At 65.2% G+C, this 17,029-nt stretch carries 19 protein-coding genes; 11 read left to right on the top strand and 8 right to left on the bottom strand.

Annotated features, from left to right (window positions below; translation table 11 throughout):
- Positions 1-262 precede the first annotated feature (262 nt).
- The 3 genes from recJ (at position 263) to JQ580_RS05740 (ending at position 3,899) form a co-directional block, all read left to right on the top strand.
- Positions 263-2,104: a single-stranded-DNA-specific exonuclease RecJ gene (gene recJ / locus JQ580_RS05750; protein WP_212278703.1), complete on the top strand. Its 1,842-nt coding sequence runs from the start codon at positions 263-265 to the stop codon at positions 2,102-2,104.
- A gap of 92 nt (positions 2,105-2,196) precedes the next feature.
- The gene (locus JQ580_RS05745) at positions 2,197-3,006 is read left to right on the top strand and encodes an SDR family NAD(P)-dependent oxidoreductase (protein ID WP_212278702.1); all 810 of its coding nucleotides are present in this window, start codon (positions 2,197-2,199) and stop codon (positions 3,004-3,006) included.
- 95 nt (positions 3,007-3,101) lie between these two features.
- A complete protein-coding gene (locus tag JQ580_RS05740; RefSeq protein WP_212279222.1) occupies positions 3,102-3,899 on the top strand; it encodes an aldolase in 798 nt (265 codons plus the stop codon).
- A 127-nt stretch (positions 3,900-4,026) separates the two neighbouring features.
- Here the strand turns inward: JQ580_RS05740 and JQ580_RS05735 are convergent, their stop codons facing one another.
- Positions 4,027-5,256, bottom strand: coding sequence for a lytic murein transglycosylase (locus tag JQ580_RS05735; RefSeq protein WP_212278701.1), 1,230 nt, complete (start codon positions 5,254-5,256; stop codon positions 4,027-4,029).
- A gap of 124 nt (positions 5,257-5,380) precedes the next feature.
- On the opposite strand from JQ580_RS05735, the gene JQ580_RS05730 reads away from it, so the two are divergent.
- The 3 genes from JQ580_RS05730 (at position 5,381) to JQ580_RS05720 (ending at position 6,207) form a co-directional block, all read left to right on the top strand.
- Positions 5,381-5,635, top strand: coding sequence for a hypothetical protein (locus JQ580_RS05730; protein ID WP_212278700.1), 255 nt, complete (start codon positions 5,381-5,383; stop codon positions 5,633-5,635).
- Positions 5,636-5,694: 59 nt separating this feature from the next.
- Positions 5,695-5,946: a hypothetical protein gene (locus JQ580_RS05725; protein WP_212278699.1), complete on the top strand. Its 252-nt coding sequence runs from the start codon at positions 5,695-5,697 to the stop codon at positions 5,944-5,946.
- 84 nt (positions 5,947-6,030) lie between these two features.
- Complete coding sequence (locus tag JQ580_RS05720) at positions 6,031-6,207, top strand: hypothetical protein (RefSeq protein WP_212278698.1); 177 nt, start codon at positions 6,031-6,033, stop codon at positions 6,205-6,207.
- A gap of 7 nt (positions 6,208-6,214) precedes the next feature.
- Here JQ580_RS05720 and JQ580_RS05715 read toward each other — a convergent pair whose 3' ends face one another.
- Positions 6,215-6,736, bottom strand: coding sequence for a MarR family winged helix-turn-helix transcriptional regulator (locus tag JQ580_RS05715; RefSeq protein WP_212278697.1), 522 nt, complete (start codon positions 6,734-6,736; stop codon positions 6,215-6,217).
- A gap of 53 nt (positions 6,737-6,789) precedes the next feature.
- Here JQ580_RS05715 and JQ580_RS05710 point away from each other — a divergent pair, with 53 nt between their 5' ends.
- A complete protein-coding gene (locus JQ580_RS05710) occupies positions 6,790-7,269 on the top strand; it encodes a carboxymuconolactone decarboxylase family protein (protein WP_212278696.1) in 480 nt (159 codons plus the stop codon).
- Between the two features lie 21 nt (positions 7,270-7,290).
- Positions 7,291-7,794 (top strand): cupin domain-containing protein, encoded by a 504-nt coding sequence (locus tag JQ580_RS05705; protein ID WP_212278695.1) that lies wholly within the window; start codon positions 7,291-7,293, stop codon positions 7,792-7,794.
- A 13-nt stretch (positions 7,795-7,807) separates the two neighbouring features.
- On the opposite strand, the gene JQ580_RS05700 is transcribed toward JQ580_RS05705, so the two are convergent.
- The 3 genes from JQ580_RS05700 to efp form a co-directional block, all read right to left on the bottom strand.
- Positions 7,808-8,794: a DUF808 domain-containing protein gene (locus JQ580_RS05700; RefSeq protein WP_212278694.1), complete on the bottom strand. Its 987-nt coding sequence runs from the start codon at positions 8,792-8,794 to the stop codon at positions 7,808-7,810.
- Positions 8,795-8,876: 82 nt separating this feature from the next.
- Complete coding sequence (locus JQ580_RS05695) at positions 8,877-10,478, bottom strand: M23 family peptidase (protein ID WP_212278693.1); 1,602 nt, start codon at positions 10,476-10,478, stop codon at positions 8,877-8,879.
- Positions 10,479-10,523: 45 nt separating this feature from the next.
- Entirely contained in the window at positions 10,524-11,090 is a 567-nt protein-coding gene (gene efp, locus JQ580_RS05690) for an elongation factor P (protein WP_063194360.1), read from the bottom strand.
- A 162-nt stretch (positions 11,091-11,252) separates the two neighbouring features.
- On the opposite strand from efp, the gene epmA reads away from it, so the two are divergent.
- Genes epmA through JQ580_RS05675 form a run of 3 tightly spaced genes read left to right on the top strand, consistent with a single transcriptional unit; the run spans position 11,253 to position 13,716 of the window.
- Positions 11,253-12,317 carry an EF-P lysine aminoacylase EpmA gene (epmA, locus tag JQ580_RS05685; RefSeq protein WP_212278692.1) on the top strand — a complete coding sequence of 355 codons (1,065 nt, stop codon included), beginning with the start codon at positions 11,253-11,255 and terminating at the stop codon, positions 12,315-12,317.
- On the top strand, positions 12,314-13,408 hold the full coding sequence (locus JQ580_RS05680) for a lysine-2,3-aminomutase-like protein (protein ID WP_212278691.1): 1,095 nt from the start codon (positions 12,314-12,316) through the stop codon (positions 13,406-13,408). Before epmA ends, JQ580_RS05680 begins: the two co-directional genes overlap by 4 nt.
- A 44-nt stretch (positions 13,409-13,452) precedes the next feature.
- Positions 13,453-13,716 (top strand): hypothetical protein, encoded by a 264-nt coding sequence (locus tag JQ580_RS05675; protein WP_212278690.1) that lies wholly within the window; start codon positions 13,453-13,455, stop codon positions 13,714-13,716.
- A 70-nt stretch (positions 13,717-13,786) separates the two neighbouring features.
- Here JQ580_RS05675 and JQ580_RS05670 read toward each other — a convergent pair whose 3' ends face one another.
- The 3 genes from JQ580_RS05670 to JQ580_RS05660 form a co-directional block, all read right to left on the bottom strand.
- A complete protein-coding gene (locus JQ580_RS05670; protein ID WP_212278689.1) occupies positions 13,787-14,872 on the bottom strand; it encodes a 3-deoxy-7-phosphoheptulonate synthase in 1,086 nt (361 codons plus the stop codon).
- 232 nt (positions 14,873-15,104) lie between these two features.
- The gene (locus tag JQ580_RS05665; protein WP_212278688.1) at positions 15,105-15,683 is read right to left on the bottom strand and encodes an HdeD family acid-resistance protein; all 579 of its coding nucleotides are present in this window, start codon (positions 15,681-15,683) and stop codon (positions 15,105-15,107) included.
- 69 nt (positions 15,684-15,752) lie between these two features.
- Positions 15,753-16,793: a PrsW family glutamic-type intramembrane protease gene (locus JQ580_RS05660; RefSeq protein WP_212278687.1), complete on the bottom strand. Its 1,041-nt coding sequence runs from the start codon at positions 16,791-16,793 to the stop codon at positions 15,753-15,755.
- Between the last annotated feature and the right edge of the window lie 236 nt (positions 16,794-17,029).

Below are 17,029 nucleotides of genomic sequence, written 5' to 3'. Positions count from 1 at the left end.
CAATGAGGTCTGATCTGCAACGAACCCGGACCAATCGCTGACAGATCGAATACGATTCTTTTTCGAAGATTCCGCCTAACGCCCGCTTAATTTGCTGTTCCGCGGAATGCCCAAATGATAGTCAATCGACCTGGCAAATCGGCAATCCACCGCTTTGTGCGGTGCGGAGATTGCAAATGCCGGGGGATTCCGGGCCAATCGTCCTGCACAGCCGACCGGCGCAAGACCGTCGATCACGGGTCCCTCAAACCGACTGCAACCCATGACGCCGCCCGCAACAGCGTTGCCCGTCGAATCGCCCCAGGCCTTTCTCGGCGTCGCGCGTTCGCTGACCGACAAGCTTTGGCGCGACCGGCTGGATGCCCGCGGGGCGGCCCAGGCGCTCGCGATCGTGCAGCGGCACCAGCTTCCCGAACTGCTGGCCCGGGTGCTGGCCGGCCGCGGCGTCGACATCGACGCGGTGCCCGACTTTCTCGATCCGACCATCCGCAAGCTCATGCCGGACCCCTTTACCGTGACGGAGATGGAGGCCGCGGCGAAGCGGATCGCGGATGCTGCGGTGAAGGGTGAGAAGGTCGCGATCTTCGGGGATTACGACGTCGACGGCGCGACCTCGGCGGCTTTGCTGACCTGGCACCTGCGCCATTGCGGGCTCGATCCGCTGATCCACATTCCCGACCGCATTTTCGAGGGCTATGGCCCCAACGTCGAAGCGGTCCGCGGGCTGGCGGCCAAGGGCGCCACGCTGCTCGTCACCGTCGATTGCGGCACCACCAGCATCGAGCCGCTTGCGGAAGCCAAGCGCCTCGGCATGTCCGTTGTCGTGATCGACCATCACCAGGCCGGCACGGAGCTGCCGGAGGTCGATGCCCTGGTCAATCCGAACCGGCTCGACGATCTCTCCGGCCTCGGCCATCTCGCCGCGGTCGGTCTCGTGCTGGTGACGCTGGTTGCGGTCAATCGCGAGCTGCGCCAGCGCGGTTTCTGGACTGCGGAAATGCCTGAACCGGATCTGCTCGGCATGCTGCACCACGTCGCGCTCGGGACGGTTGCCGACGTCGCGCCCCTGATCGGTCTCAACCGCGCTTTCGTCGCCAAGGGGCTGATCGCGATGCGGCGGCGCGACCATGTCGGCCATACCGCGTTGATGGATGTGGCGCGGCTCAACGGGCCGCCGGAGGCCTGGCATCTCGGCTTCATGCTGGGGCCGCGCATCAACGCCGGCGGCCGCATCGGCCGCGCCGATCTCGGCGTGCGATTGCTGCTCGAAGGCGACAGCGTCGAGGCCGCGCGGATCGCCGCCGAGCTCGACCGCCTCAACGGCGAGCGCCGCGTCATCGAGCAGGCCGCCGAAGCGCAGGCCGAAGCCGAAGCGCTGGCCTCGATCGGGCTGGAGGACAAGCTCAGCGTCATCGTCACGGCGTCCGAGGGCTGGCACCCCGGCGTCGTCGGCCTCGTTGCCTCCCGGCTGAAGGAAAAGTTTTCGCGACCCGCTTTCGCCATTGCGCTCGAGCCCGGCGGCATCGGCACCGGCTCGGGGCGCTCGATCGCAGGCGTCGACATCGGCAAGGCCGTGCGGCAGGCGGTCACTGACGGCATTCTGCTGAAGGGCGGCGGCCACGCGATGGCCGCGGGCGTGACGCTCCGGAAAGAGAAGCTCGCCGAATTTCGCGCCTATCTCGAGAACGCGCTGGCGCGGGACGTCGCCGAGGCGCGCCACGTCAACGAGCTCTACATCGACGGGGCGGTCTCCGCGCGCGCCGTGACGCCGGAGCTTGCGGCGACGCTAAACCGTGCCGGCCCGTTCGGCAGCGGCAATCCGGAAGCCGTGCTGGCGCTGCCGGCACATCAGCTCGTGTTTGCCGACGAGGTCGGGCAGGCGCATCTGCGTCTGCGCTTCAAGTCGGGCGACGGCGCCATCGTCAACGGCATCGCGTTCCGCTCGATCGGCCAGAAGCTCGGCAACGCGCTACTCGCCAACCGGGGCCAGCAATTGCATGTCGCCGGTTCGCTCTCGGTCGATCGCTACCAGGGCGCCGAGCGCGTGCAATTCCGTGTCATCGACGTCGCGCTACCGGACCAGGGGCCATCCGTGATTAGATAACGCGAGATCTGACGCGATAGACGCGGCACGCGTTTGCGCGGGGATCATGCGGCATACAATAGGTCGCTCACACAACAAAAAAGGGAGTGAACATGGCAGGGCAGGTTGAGGGCAAGGTCGCGCTGGTGACTGGCGGCGCCTCGGGTATCGGCGAGGCCATCGTCGAGCTGTTCGCGCGCGAAGGCGCGACCGTCGTCATCACCGACATCGATGAGCTGCGCGGACCCGAGCTCGCCGAACGCGTGACAAAAGCCGGCGGCAAGGCGATCTTCCTGGAGCAGGACGTCACCAGCGAGGAGCGCTGGATCGACATCGTCGGCGACATTGCCAAGCGCTATGGCCGGCTCGATGTCATGGTCTCCAATGCCGGCATCGGCATCGCCGTGCCCTCGATCGTCGACATGACGCTCGCAGACTGGCGCAAGCAGAACGCGATCAACCTCGACGGCGTGTTTCTCTCGGTCAAGCATTGCCTGCCGCTGATGCGCAAGCATGGCGGCGGTTCGATCATCATGATGTCCTCGCTCGCGGGCCTGCGCGGCGCGCCGGGCCTGTCGGCCTATTCGGCGACCAAGGGCGGCGTGCGGCTGTTCGCCAAGTCGATCGCGATGGAATGCGCGGCAGCCGGCGACGGCATCCGGGTCAATTCTGTGCATCCCGGGATCATCGACACCCCGATCTGGGGCAAGATCCCGACCGGTGCGACCGGCGCCGGCCAGAATGCGCCGATCGATCCCGAGGAGCGCGCCAGGGCCGCAACCCCGCTCGGTCGCGCCGGACAGGCTGCAGAGATCGCTTCGGGCGTGCTGTATCTGGCCTCCGATGCCTCGCGCTACGTCACGGGCAGTGAACTCGTCATCGACGGCGGCATGAATGCCGGCGGTGTGCCGCGGCGGGCCTGAGGGCGCAGGGCAGGGTGGCACGCACAGGGGCTGACGTGCACGCGCGGCCCCTGTACAAGGCGGACAGCTTCCGACCGACAGAGGTGTTCTTCGTCATGGCGCATAGCCTTCACGCTTCCTCACCCGCGCCCGCCCCATTCCGCTCGAACCGGCCGGATCTCGCCACCGATGCGATCCGCACCGCGCGCGAGGATCTCGCCGCCTGCTTCCGCATGGCGGCGCGCAACGGTTTCGAGGAGGGCATCTGCAACCACTTCTCGGCCGTGGTGCCCGGCCATGACGATCTGTTTCTCGTCAATCCCTATGGTTACGCCTTTCGCGAGATCACGGCCTCGAAGCTGTTGATCTGCGATTTCCACGGCAATGTGCTCGACGGCGAGGGGGTGCCGGAGGCAACAGCGTTTTTCATCCACGCCGAGATGCACAGGTTGCTGCCGCGCGCCAAAGTCGCGTTCCACACCCACATGCCCTACGCGACGGCGCTGTCTATGACCGAAGGCGAGCCTCTGATCTGGGCCGGCCAGACCGCGCTGAAGTTCTACGGCCGCACCGCGGTCGACCGCGACTACAACGGCCTCGCGCTCGACAACCGCGAGGGCGCGCGGATCGCTTCGGCCGTGGGCGACGCCGATATCGTTTTCATGAAGCATCACGGCGTGATGGTGCTGGCCCCGACCATCGCGGAAGCCTGGGACGATCTCTATTATCTCGAACGCGCCGCCGAGGTGCAGGTGCTGGCGATGTCGACGGGACGCAAGGTGCTGCCGGTCGATCCCGCGATCGCGGCCGAGACCTACCGGCAGATGCGTGAAGGCGATTCCGAATCCGCCCGGCTGCATCTCGCCGCGATCCGCCGTCAGCTGGATGCGGAAGAGCCGCAGTACCGGCACTGAACTGGTAGTCATTCCGGGCGCGCGAAGCGCGAGCCCGGACTCCATCGTGCAGCAAGTCATGCGGAGAAATGGATTCCGGGCTCGCGCCAAGGGCGCGCCCCGGAATGACAGAGCGAGGCGCTGGCTCTTACGACCCCTGTCGCAGCTTCGCCAGCACCTTCAGCCCGCCATAACCGTCCGCAGGCGTGATCCCCGCGCGCTGCTGGAAATCCTTGATCGCCTTCATGGTGTCGTTGCCGACCCGGCCGTCGGTGCCGCCGGTGTCGAAACCGGCTTTCGTCAATCGCGTCTGCATTTCCTGCACCTCGGCGAGCGTCAGCGCGCGCTCGGAGCCGGGGAAGGGCTGGATGAAGGGCGGCCCGCCGAGGCAGCGGTCGCCGAGATGACAGATCGCGAGCGCATAATTCATGGAAGGGTTGTAGCTCTTCACCGAGTAGAAATTCGGTCCCAGCAGGAAGGTCGGTCCGCCGGCGACCGGCGTCCACATTTGCGCGGATGCGTTCGGCTGCGGGAACGGCTGGCCGTCGGCGCGGGTGACGCCCGAAGATGCCCAAGCCGCATAGGTGCGACTGCCGCTCATATTGCCGGCCGCCCGCACCTCGTAGCCCCAATGCTCGCCGCGATGCCATTTGCCACGGTTGACGAGATATTTCGCGGTCGAGCCCAGTGCGTCGTCCGGCTTGCCGAACGGCGACACCTTGCCGTCGCCGTCGTAGTCGATGCCGACGTTGAGCCAGACTTCCGGCATCCATTGCGAATGGCCCATCGCGCCGGCCCAGGAGCCCTGCATCTGCTCCGGCGTGCTCCAGCCCTTGTCGACGATGCGGAGCGCGTTGATCAGCTCGGTCTCCCAATAGGCCTTGCGACGCGGCTCGTTCCAGGCAAGCGCGGCGAGGGAGGGAAACACCGGCGTCATGTGGTTCTGTTGCACCAGGGGATCGCCATAGGCGGACTCGACGCCCCACAGCGCCAGCAAGGTGCCGCGCTCGACACCGAAATCCCGCTCGATGCGCGCCAGCAGCGCCTCGTTGTTCTTCAGCGCGATCTTGCCGTTGATGATGCGCCAGTCGGAGACGCGGCGGTTGATGTATTGCCAGACCTGTTCGTGGAATTCGGGCTGGCTGCGCATCTGCTTGAACACGCTCATGTCGGGCTCGACCCGTGCCATCGCGCGCTGCCAGGTCGCGGCCGAGATGCCTTTGGCCATGGCACGTGCGCGAAAGCTCTCGCGCCATTCGTCGAAGCCCGGCGGTGCTGCGAGGACGCCTGCGGGTGCCGCGAGGACGGCGGTCGCGCCGAGCACGGACTTTAGCACTGTGCGGCGGGTGTAATGGGCCGAGGAATCAGCTTGTTTCATGGATCCAGTCTAGCCGGAAACATGGCCGCTGTGAGCCGGTTCCGGGTCCCCCGGAATAGGCAGGTCATGCGGAACAAAGTGTCGCACTCCGGCATTCCCACCCCACGACAACGAGGAGGACGAGATGAGGAAATATCTGTTCGCCGCCGCCGTGGTAACCGCCATTGCGGCCCCTGCATTCGCCGACGAAGTCGGTGTTCACGTTGGCCCGGTCGGTGCTGGCGTAACGGTCGGCCAGTCGCCGGACTATCGCGTCCGCGAGCGTGATCGCACCACGGTCATCCGGGAACGCGAGCCGTCCAGCCGCACCACCGTGATCAAGAAGGAAGACGAGTACGGCAATCGCAGCAAGACCGTGATCCACCACGACAACGATTGACGGAATGGCCCCGGCCTGAGCGCCGGGGCCGCTCCCCTACATCGAGAATTCGGGGTGGAATGAAGATACGCGCGCATGCGGAGAGCCACGTCGTCGAGCTCGAAGACGGATCGCAATGGCAGATCTTTCCCGGCGATCTCGCGACGACACTGAGCTGGAAGCCCGAGACCGATTTGCACCTGGAGCCGAGTGGCGACCGGGTGAGTTCGCATGTTCTGGTCAATGCCACCGACAACAGCCGCGTGCGAGTCATCGCGGCGGACGGGACCTGGGTCGATGGTGAGGTTAAGGATGTCTTGAAGGACGGTTAACCAGCTCCCGCGCTTTCGATTAACTCTGACGTCTAGGGCCTGTCTTTTTACGGTTGGTTCGCTTGCGTGTGCGTAGGATGTGGCATGCGGGAGCTCTTCGACATCATTCGTGCCAATCCCTGGCCCTTCGGCGCCGGGCTCTTCGTCGTTCTCTTGATGATCATCGCCGAGAACTTTGGCCGCGGTATTCAAGGCGGCGGCGATGGCGGTTCGAGCGGCGATCTCTCGGATGCCGGCGGGTGTGACGGAGGGGGCGACTGATCCTCCCCTAGTCTTCCTGCAACTCCTTCGCGACGCTGGCGAGCCAGCGGCGAACGCTCGCCTCGGCCTTGGCGTCGAGGCCGCCAGCCAGGCGCTTCTCCAGCGCGATCACGCGTTCCCTGCAGGCCATCAATAACGTCGTTCCGCGCTTGGTCAGCGCCCATTGCTGGATACGACCGTGGACCGGGTGAGGCGTCATCACGATCGCGCCGTCGCGCTCGAGATTGCGGATGATGACCCCGACCGTTTGCGGAGTGAGGAACGTGAGACGGGCCACGTCGGCGCCCGACAGGCCCGGATAGGCATTCAGCATCGTCAACACCGCAAATTGCGGCGATGTCACGCCGAGGTCTGCAAGCGTCCGCTCCATCGTCAGGCGGACCGCGGCATGGGCCTGGCGCAGGAGATAACCGAGATAGCCTTGCTCGCCGCGCTTGCCTTCGCCCGGGGCGGGCACCTGAACGGGACCAGGCTCGGCGGTCTTGCCCCGGGATTTCGATCTCGTGATGTTCGGTGTCTTGCGTAACATATAAGAGCTCTTATAAGATGTAAGCAATCTTATATTAGACGAGGTGGAAGGCAATGTCACATGCCCGCAGTGAATACGAGGAGTTCAAGCAGATCGCGTCCGATGCGTATGATCTGGTGCTCGCGCTGGGCCAGCTTGCGGCCAAGGCCGGCCTCGACAAGCAGCTTCTCGAGCTCGTCAAGCTGCGCGCCTCGCAGATCAACGGCTGTGCCTTCTGCGTGCAGCACCATGTCCTGCTGTCGGAACAGATCGGCGTGCCCGTCGACAAGCTCCATCTGGTCGCGGTCTGGCGCGAGGCGCCGATCTTCTCGCCGCGCGAGCGCGCGGCGCTGGCCTGGGCTGAGGCGCTGACCTTGCTACCCGACGGCGTGGGCGAGGACGTCTATGCCGAAGCTGCCCGGGAGTTCTCCGAGACCGAGCTGATGTACCTGACCTCGGCGGTCGCTTCAATCAACGTCTGGAACCGTTTCGGCGCGGCGTTTCGCTGGACGCCGGCGCCGCGGCCGGTGGCCGCGAATGCCGCGGCATCCTGACCAGCACGAATGGAGGTTACGATGACAGCAATGAACCTATCTGCCGTGCAACGGCCGGCGCCATCACGTTCGACGGCGCTCGCCGTCGTCGCAGGACTTGCCTGCGCATTTGCGATCGGCAAGATGCTGCCGCTGACGATGGATGCCGTCTCCGGCGCGCTGGCGCCGCTCTGCAACACGGCGGCGGAGAGCTCGCCGCTCGACAAGGTCGAACCAATCGGCTCCTACGCCTTGCCGAACGTGCCGGGCAAGCGCGTCACCATCGTGCGCGTGACCTATGGCCCTGGCGGATTCTCGCGCCCGCATCGTCACGCCGGATCGGTGACCGCCTACATCACCAAGGGCGAGATCCGCTCGCAGCTCGGCGGCGGTCCTGTCGAGACGTTCGGTGTCGGCCAATCCTTCTTCGAGCCGCCGGGCTCGACACATCTCGTCTCGGCCAACGCGAGCCTGACCGAGCCCGCGGAATTGATCGCGGTGTTCGTGGCCGACGAGGGCGCGCAGCTTACGACGTTGCTTGAATAATAGCCGGTAGCGCTCAGGCTTGCTGCCGCAAGCCCTTCAAGCGTTTCCAAGCCGGCGAGACTCCATATTGGACCGCCGGAATCGCAACCGCGCCGACAAGCAATCCAACGATCCCTGAGATGGCCGCCTCGACCGACCATTCGACGATGCCGGCAACGAAGGGCAGGGCGTGCGCGGCAGCCTCGGTTGCAGCATGGACCATGCGGCCGACCATGGGCGGACCGTATTTTTCGATGCCGTGCAGGATGATGCCGCCGCCAACCCAGATCATGGCGGCGGTGCCGATGGCACTCAGCACCGCCAGGAAGACAGGCATGCCGCGGACGAGTGCGCGTCCAAGCGAGCGGATCCCTGCGCCAATGAAGGAGGTCCCGTCGTAGCGCGCGAGGGCCACGCCGGCATCGTCCGCCTTCACGATCAGGGCCACGACGCCATAGACACCGACCGTGATACCGAAGCCGACCAAAGCCAGCACCAATGCCTGGGTCCAGATATTGCCTGCGGGGATAGCCGCCAGCGTGATCGCCATGATCTCCGCCGACAGAATGAAATCCGTCTTGATGGCGCTCGCGACCTTTTCGTCCTCGACCGACCCGGCATCCGCCGCCGTCGGCTGGAGCTGGGCCTCGTGGTGCGCATGATGGGGCATCACGGCTTCGAGCACCTTCTCGGCGCCTTCGTAGCAGAGAAAGGCGCCGCCCAGCATGAGCAGCGGGGTCACCGCGGTAGGAAGGAAATATCCGAGCAGCAGGGCAACGGGCAGCAGAATCAGCAATTTGTTGCGCAGCGATCCGACCGCAATCTTGCCGACGATCGGCAGTTCGCGCTTTGCGGCAAAGCCGATGACGTAGTTCGGCGTGACGGCTGCGTCGTCGATGACCACGCCGGCCGCCTTTGCGCCCGCTTTGGCAGCCTGGCCCGCCACGTCGTCGAGCGATGCCGCTGCCACCTTTGCAATCGCCGCGATATCGTCGAGAAGCCCAAGCAGTCCGACACTCATCAACCCGATCCCTTGTTCGTTCGAGCCAGCGGTGTCCGCGACTGCATATTGCTGTGCCCCTTGTTTGGAGGCGAGCAAGCTCTCAATTCTCTTCGCCGCCTGCCCCCTCGCGGAGGTCTGGCTTCATCACGTCCTCGGGCAGCGCATGTGCGACCGGCTGCGTCGTGACCGCGATCTCCGGGCCGACCTCGCGGCCGCGGGCGCGGATCAGGCGTTCGTAAGCAGAGACCAGCGTGACGTAGGGGCTGACCCAGATCCAGCCGTCGCGCGTAAACACCTGCACATCGAAATGCAGATGCATCGAGGTGCCGGCGGGATGGTCGAGATAGTTCGAGATCACACCGATCTTCTCGCCTTCGGTGACGAGGCGGCCATTGAGCACGCCATCGGCGTTCATGGCATGCGGATTCATGTGCATGTAGCGGAAGCGGATGTGTTCGGTGCGGCTGTTGACCTGAAGCGTCGCGGCCTGGTCCTTGGACGCGCGGATCACGATGGCATCGCGCACGGCGACGACGGCGCGCTGCTTGGGATCGCAGGGCTCGCGGCCTTCGCCGGGCGGCGGGCAGTCGGCGGCGCGGATATCCTCGCCCTGATGGCCGTAACCGCCTGCGCATTGCCAGACCTCGAAACTGCGGGATTCGCAGAAATTGTCGCGCCAGGGATAGGCGGTCGTGCTCTCACTCTTGTCGCGCTTGGCATAGGATTGCGAGCGGACGAAGGCAGGAGCCTTCTCGAGCGGAAAGCGGATTTGTGCATAGGCCATGGCGTCGGGATGGCCGCCCTGCTTGCGATAACCGGTGTTCGGGATGATGTCGCCGCTCGGCCGGTAGCTGAAGTCCGGTGAGCGCCCAGCCGGACGATCGAGGATGTTGGAGGCGATGTCCGTCAATGGCCGCATGCGTTGGCCGCCGGCGACACGCAGGGCCTTCAGGAAGCGCTCGGCGACCGGAGAGGCTTCCCTGCAGGCCAGCCGCCGTGGCCTGGCAACGCTGTCGAGGCATTGGATCGACACCACATAGGCGACGCCGAAACGGGTGAAGGCGTAACGGACATAGCCTTCCCGGATGAACCTGCGCAAGTCCGGGTAGATCGTCGCGAGCGGCTTGATTGGCTCGCCCTTGCCGCCGGCGGGATCGGCGATGTCGTAGACGAGCGCCGAGCCTGTAATCTGCACTTCGACCGGCCTCGTGAACACCCGGGCCGGCATGCCGTCGCCGGCGCCGGGCTCGAGCGAGAAGGTCGCGCTGTAGCCGGCGGGACCGGCATCGAACATGTCAACGGGATTGAAGTCCGCCTGGTAGCGCGACAGCGCAAGCGTCGCGGGCGCGCCGCCTCGCTGCGCCTCGAGGTAAGCGGCGGCATCGAACGGCAGCAGCACGGGCACGGGACTGCGGGTGATGCCGGTGAAGAATCGCGACGAGACCGCGTTAAGTTGCACCAGTGCCGGCGTCGCGCGCGGATCGTAGCGCGGCACCGAACGGCGAGGTGCAAAGACGAAATCGCCCGCCACCCTTGGGCGGCTGTTGATCTCGGTGCGGAGCTGGTCGAGCGCTGCGCGCCAGTCGACGCGCAGGGCCGTGAGCGAGGGGCTGCGGAATTCATCCGCAGCGAGTGGAGTGGTGCTGAGGAGCGAAAGCGACGCCAGGAGCAGCGAGACGAAGCGGAAACCCTTCCCAACCACTGTCTCGCCCCCCGGCGGTACCTGTTGCGCTCGCTCTGTTCCCCGTCAGTCCTTGGCGCGTTCGGAGTAGGAGCCGTCTTCGGTCATGACCACGATGCGGGTGCCGACGGCGATGTGCGGCGGCACGGTGGTGCGCACGCCGTTGGAGAGCACGGCCGGCTTGTACGACGACGAGGCGGTCTGGCCCTTGGTCACCGGCTCGGTCTCGACCACTTCCAAAGTCACACGCTGCGGCAGCGCGAGCGAGACCACGTTGACATCGTGGGTCGACAGCTTGACGGTCATGTCCGGTTGCAGATACGCGGCCGCGTCGCCGACAACGTCCTTGGAAACCTGGACCTGATCGTAGGTCTCCGGGTTCATGAAGTGGTAGCCGTCGCCATCTTCATACAGGAAGGTGTAGTTGCGCTCCTCGATCGTGGCCTTTTCGACCTGGTCGGTGGTCTTGTAGCGTTCGGAGATCTTTACCCCGTCCGAGATTCGGCGCATTTCGATCTGGCTGACCGGGGTGCCCTTGCCGGGATGGATGTTCTCGGCGCTCACGACGACATAAAGCTTGCCGTCTTGCTCGATCACGTTGCCCTTGCGGATAGAACTGGCGATGACTCTCAAAGCTATATTTCCTGCTTGCTTGGCCCGGCACCGGCCAGGACGTGATCAAATTGATGGAGGACCTGGGGCCTCAAATCAGACCGCGGCACCCGTTTCGGGCCGCAACATACTGATTTTGCCGTTAGATGCCAGCATTTTGCTCGAACCTGGGGCGGTCGGGTAATGGCTGGGGACAAGCCCATCTCACCATTCTGGTCGCCTGGCAGGCACCTTGATCGCCGGCCGTTTTTGCAGGCCAGGAGTGCCATTACCGGGGCGCTCAGGGGCTTTTTTGCCGAGCAGGGGTTCGTGGAGGTCGAAACCTCCATCCTCCAGGTTTCCCCGGGCAACGAGACCCATCTGCATGCCCCCCGGACCGAGATCATGCGGCCGGACGGCAGCCGGGCCAGCCGATATTTGCGGACTTCGCCCGAATTCGCTTGCAAGAAGCTGCTGGCGGCGGGCGAGACGCGGATTTTCGAGCTTGCCCGGGTGTTCCGGGACCGCGAGCGCGGCGACCTGCATCTGCCCGAATTCACCATGCTGGAATGGTATCGGGCGGGCGCCTCCTATGACGCCATCATGGCCGATTGCGTCGTCGTCATCGCCCGCGCCGCGCAGGCGACCAGCATCGGGACCTTCTCGTTCCGCGGCCGGACCGCCGATCCCTTCGCCGAGCCCGAGCTCCTGACCGTCGCGGGCGCCTTCGAACGGTTTGCCGGCATCGACCTGCTGTCGACAATCAGGGACGGCGAGGGTAACGGTGCCGCGCTGGCTGAGGCGGCCAGCGGCAAGGTCCGTGTGGCCGGGGACGACACCTGGTCGGATATCTTCAGCAAGGTCCTGGTCGAACATGTTGAGCCGCATCTGGGGCAGGGGCGTTTGACCATCTTGTTCGAATACCCATCTCCCGAGGCGGCGTTGGCTCGGGTGAAGACTGACGATCCCAGGGTCGCCGAGCGCTTCGAGGTCTACGCCTGCGGCGTCGAACTCGCCAACGGCTTTGGGGAACTGACCGATGCCGGAGAGCTTCGAAAGCGCTTTACGGAATCGATGACGGAGAAGCAGCGCCGCTACGGGGAAGCCTATCCGCTCGACGAGGATTTTCTGGCCGCGGTCGCCGCAATGCCGGAGGCGAGCGGTGTCGCGCTTGGCCTCGACCGGCTGGTGATGCTGGCAAGCGGCGCATCGCGGATCGATCAGGTGGTTTGGACGCCACCTGCCAATGAAGTATTTTCTGCGACATGACGAAAACGAACCCTGCACGCACTCTGCGCGAGCCGGCTGAGCTCGTCGCCGAAGGTCTGGCGCCCGCAGCAGCGCTGCCGGCGCTCGAGCGCGTTGCCGCACGCTATGCCTTGGCAATCACGCCGGCACTGGTCGAACTGATTGATCCGTCCGACCCCGACGATCCCATCGCCCTTCAGTTTGTTCCGAGTGCAAGCGAATTGGAGATGCAGCCGGGCGAGGATGCCGATCCGATCGGAGATCATCCGAACTCGCCGGTCTCCGGCATCGTGCACCGCTATCCCGATCGTGTGTTGTTCAAGCTCGTTCACGTCTGCGCGGTCTATTGCCGCTTCTGCTTCCGCCGCGAGATGGTCGGCCCCGGCAAGGAGAATGCGCTGTCGGACAACGCCTATCGCGCGGCGATCGACTACATCCGTTCGCATCACGAGATCTGGGAAGTGATCTTGACCGGCGGCGATCCCCTCATGCTGTCGCCGCGCCGGATGGGCGAGATCATGGCCGAACTCGCGGCGATCGATCACGTCAAGATCATCCGCCTTCACACACGGGTGCCGGTCGCCGATCCCGCGCGGATCAGCAACGAGATGGTCGCGGCGCTCAAGGTCGAGGGTGCGACCACCTGGGTGGCCGTGCATGTCAACCATGCGCGGGAATTGACGGAAACGGCGCGCGCCGCCTGCGCGCGGCTCGTCGATTCCGGCATTCCGCTGGTGAGCCAGTCCGTGCTCTTGCGCGGGGTCAATGACAACGTCGCCGCTCTGTCGGATTTGATGCGAGCTTTCGTCGAATGCCGGATCAAGCCCTATTATCTGCATCACGGCGATCTCGCGCCGGGCACCGCCCATCTGCGGACGACCCTGGCGGAGGGGCAGGACCTGATGCGGCAGTTGCGGGGGCGGGTGTCGGGGCTCTGTCAGCCCGACTATGTCATCGATATTCCCGGCGGTGCCGGGAAGTCGCCGGTCGGACCGAACTACGTGTTGGCGGAGCAAAATACCGCACCTGACGCGCGTGATGCCGACACCGAAACGCGCTATCGTATCGTCGATTATTGCGGCGACGTTCATCTCTACCCGCCCGGAACGTGAGCGGTGAAAGCGGGCGACGCTGGTTTGAGGAATGGAGGCGAGACATGAAGAAGATCATCGTGGCAGCATCGCTCGCGGTCTTGCTCGGTGGCGCGGCGGTCGCGCAGACCGGGAGCAAGGGATCAACGTCAGGCGGCGCCACGTCCGGGCAGTCGGCGGGCTCTCTGCCGTCTGCACCCGTCGGTCATCGTCAGCCGCGCGCCAGCGACGTGCCGAATGAAAAGAATTTGAGCGATCCGAACGATCCGCTCAGCAAGGAAAACCAGGCGCTCGACAAGAAGATCAAGAGCATCTGCCGCGGCTGCTGAGGCTCAACCTCTCCCCGACAGGGAGAGGTTGATAGCCAGTCCCGCGATCGACGCTGCGTCGCGTCATCCGCTATGCCGACCGCTCGTGCAGGCCCGCTCCGCGGAGGTTGCGGCGGACCTCCACCGCGTCGGCAAGCTGCTCGAGCACGGTCGCGGTGGTTGCCCAATCGATGCAGCCATCGGTGATGCTCTGGCCGTAGACGAGCGGCTTGCCCGGCACGACGTCCTGGCGCCCGGCAACGAGGTTGCTCTCGATCATCACGCCCATGATGCGGTTCTCGCCGCCGGAGATCTGACCGGCGATGTCGGCCATCACCAGCGGCTGGTTCTCGGGCTTCTTGTGCGAATTGGCGTGGCTGGCATCCACCATCACCAGCGGTGCGACGCCGGATTTGGTCAGCTCGTTGCAGGCCGCCGCCACACTTGCCGCGTCGTAGTTCGGCTTGCTGCCGCCGCGCAGGATGATGTGGCAGTCCTCGTTGCCTGCGGTCGAAGCGATCGCCGAGCGGCCGAGCTTGGTCACGGCCATGAAGTGGTGCGGATGCGCGGCCGACTTCACGGCGTCTGCTGCGATCCGCACATTGCCATCCGTGCCGTTCTTGAAGCCGACCGGACAGGACAGGCCCGAGGCCAGCTCGCGATGAATCTGGCTCTCGGTCGTGCGAGCGCCGATGGCCGCCCAGGATACGAGGTCTGCGATGTATTGCGGCGTCGTCATGTCGAGGAATTCCGTGCCGGCGGGCAGGCCGAGATTGTTCACAGCTGACAGCACGTTGCGCGCCAGCCTCAGGCCCTTGTTGATGTCGAAGCTGCCGTCCAGATCGGGATCGTTGATCAGGCCCTTCCAGCCGACGGTGGTGCGCGGCTTCTCGAAATAGACCCGCATCACGATTTCGAGCTGGTCGGAGAGCTCTTCGCGCAAGCTCGCCAGGCGCTCGGCATAGTCGAGCGCAGCTTTGGGGTCATGCACAGAGCAGGGGCCGACAACGACCAGCAGGCGGTCGTCCTGGCCGGCCAGAATGGCGTGGATGGCGTTGCGCGAGGCCATCACTACCCGCGTCGCGGTGAGCGTGCGCGGGACTTCCTGCATCACCTCTTCCGGCGTGCTCAGCTCTTTCAGTTCTCGGATACGAAGATCGTCGGTCGTGCTCAGCACGGCGGGCTCCTGTTTGTTTCGAACCTGCCGGCCAATAAAAAAGCCGCCAGGTCTGGCGGCTTGTTCGGACGTTTGCTTCAATATTCAGATTGAGCGCGATCCTCCTGCCGCCAGCGAGCTGTCGTAGCTAAAATACCAAAAATAGCTGGTGGCGACGGTGATCATGGAGCGGCATATAGCGCGCCATCGGCGGATTGTCACCCCCCAATCGGCGCGGAGGTGACGAGGCGGGTCAGGTGTTGCTGTTGCGCGCCGCCAACGCCATGCCGATCAGGCTGGCGCCGCCGAACAGGAGGTTGATACCGACGAGGACGCCGATGGCCCATTCCGCCGAGCTCGGCAGTCCCGTGATCACCATGAAGGAGATCGCGATGTCGACGAGGCCCGAGATCAGAAGCCATGACCAGCGGCCGCTGAGCTCGCGGCGATGCTCCAGCGCGTACATGATGGTGGTGACACCCTCGGCCAGGAAGTAGGCGCCGACCACGATGGTCAGCGTCAGCACGGCCTGCATCGGCCGGGCCAGCAGCAGCAGGCCGGCAAGCACGGCGAGCGCAGCCGAGATCAGCGACCACCAGAATCCCGGCGTGCTGCGCGCCCAGTAAGTCACGACCAACCCGCCGATACCGCTGATCAGGAACATCCAGCCAAGGAAGATCGTGATCGCAAGGCTTGCGAGCGGCGGCAGGATCAGCGCCGCGACGCCGAGAATGGCAAGCAGGATGCCCTCGAACAGGAAAGCCTTCCAGTGATCCTTGACCGTTCGGCTCATCATGGATTGCAGCCGTGAAAACTCTTCGGGCGACGTCATCGGCAGGCTCCAGGTCGAAAGGTCAGTGCCCAGTCTAGTATGCGCGCGGCGCGCTTGCCATCCCGCGGCTCACCCGCCGCCAGGCGCCGAGGAGAAACCTTCCGCGCTGGTGCGGATGCGGTTGCGGCCGAGAACATAGATCGCCGTTGTGACAATCAGAAGCGCCAGGCCGAGCAGGATCGAGACGAGTCCGATCGGGATCAGGGCCAGCGTCAGATTGCGCTCGGGGTTGATCAGCCAGTGATGGATCGAGGTCAGCACGAAGGCGAGCCCGAGAAAGCCGACGCCGCCGCCGGCAAGCAGCAGCGCCCACATTCGCCGGAGCTGGCTGAGCCGCTCCCGCGCGACATCGGTCCGGGGGGCATGGTGGCGGGCGACGCGCCGGACCAGGCGGACCGCGAAGGCGATCGAGCTGAAGCCGATCAGGAGGCTCGCGGCGCCGAGCCACATCCGGAGCGTCGGATCGAGGTCGGGCATTCTTTGCAGGGTCAGCAGCGGAAAGTCGAAGGCCGAATGCAGCGCGAGCGGTCCGGCGAGCATCAGCAGGCGGCTGGAGAGGCGGGCCCAGTCGCGATGGTGGCGGTTGGCGCCGAGCGCCGTGCCGGCGCGCGCGATCGTCAGGTAAGCGCCCGCGATGATCCCGAGCGCGCCGTGGAACGGCACCGTCAGGACGCTGCGCAAGGCGGCCAGCGAGCGCCACATGTCGGCGTGCTGAACCAGATAAGCCAGGTTCTCGTAGGCGGCGAAGCCGAGGCCGACCGCGGCACCGTAGACCACGGTATCCATCGGATTGGCAAAGGTCCGCCGCTTGGCCGAGGAGATCACCACGATGGCAATCACCTTGACGGCTTCTTCGGGCAGCGCGACCCCGAAGATCGAATGCATGGCCAGGGCCGCCCAGGGGTCGTCGGGAGCCGCGACCATCTTGGCGAAAGGCGCGCGGGCGAGGCCCAGCAGCGAAATGCTGGCCGCCCCCAACAGAAACGCAGTCCAGACCTGGGCCGGCGGTCCTGGGCGCTCCTCGGCGGCGATGACAAGCCACAGCATCAGCAGCGCCGGGGCGATGGCGGCAGTTCCGATGACGGTGGGCAATGCTTCAATCAGGTACATCGGCGCCGAAAATAGGTTCCCTTGATCCGCTTATCCACATTTACCGATGCGACCATCTGTCAGGCGCTTGCTGTCTGGCTCGCTTGATGAACTGACAGCTTCGATTCATCTGCGATCAGCCGTGGCAGGAAAATACACGCGTAATCAGTTACATGCCAGCACCCGTTCGTCATCCATGGCAACGACTGCCCAACCGGGGCAGGGCGCCGATCGGCAAGCTGGATCAAGGAACTGCG

Origin of the sequence: Bradyrhizobium sp. SZCCT0148, assembly GCF_018129985.1 — a bacterium.
In the GTDB taxonomy this organism is placed as follows: domain Bacteria; phylum Pseudomonadota; class Alphaproteobacteria; order Rhizobiales; family Xanthobacteraceae; genus Bradyrhizobium; species Bradyrhizobium japonicum_H.
The sequence above is the reverse complement of the archived record's forward strand: the minus strand, read 5'-3'. Positions and strand labels throughout refer to the sequence as shown.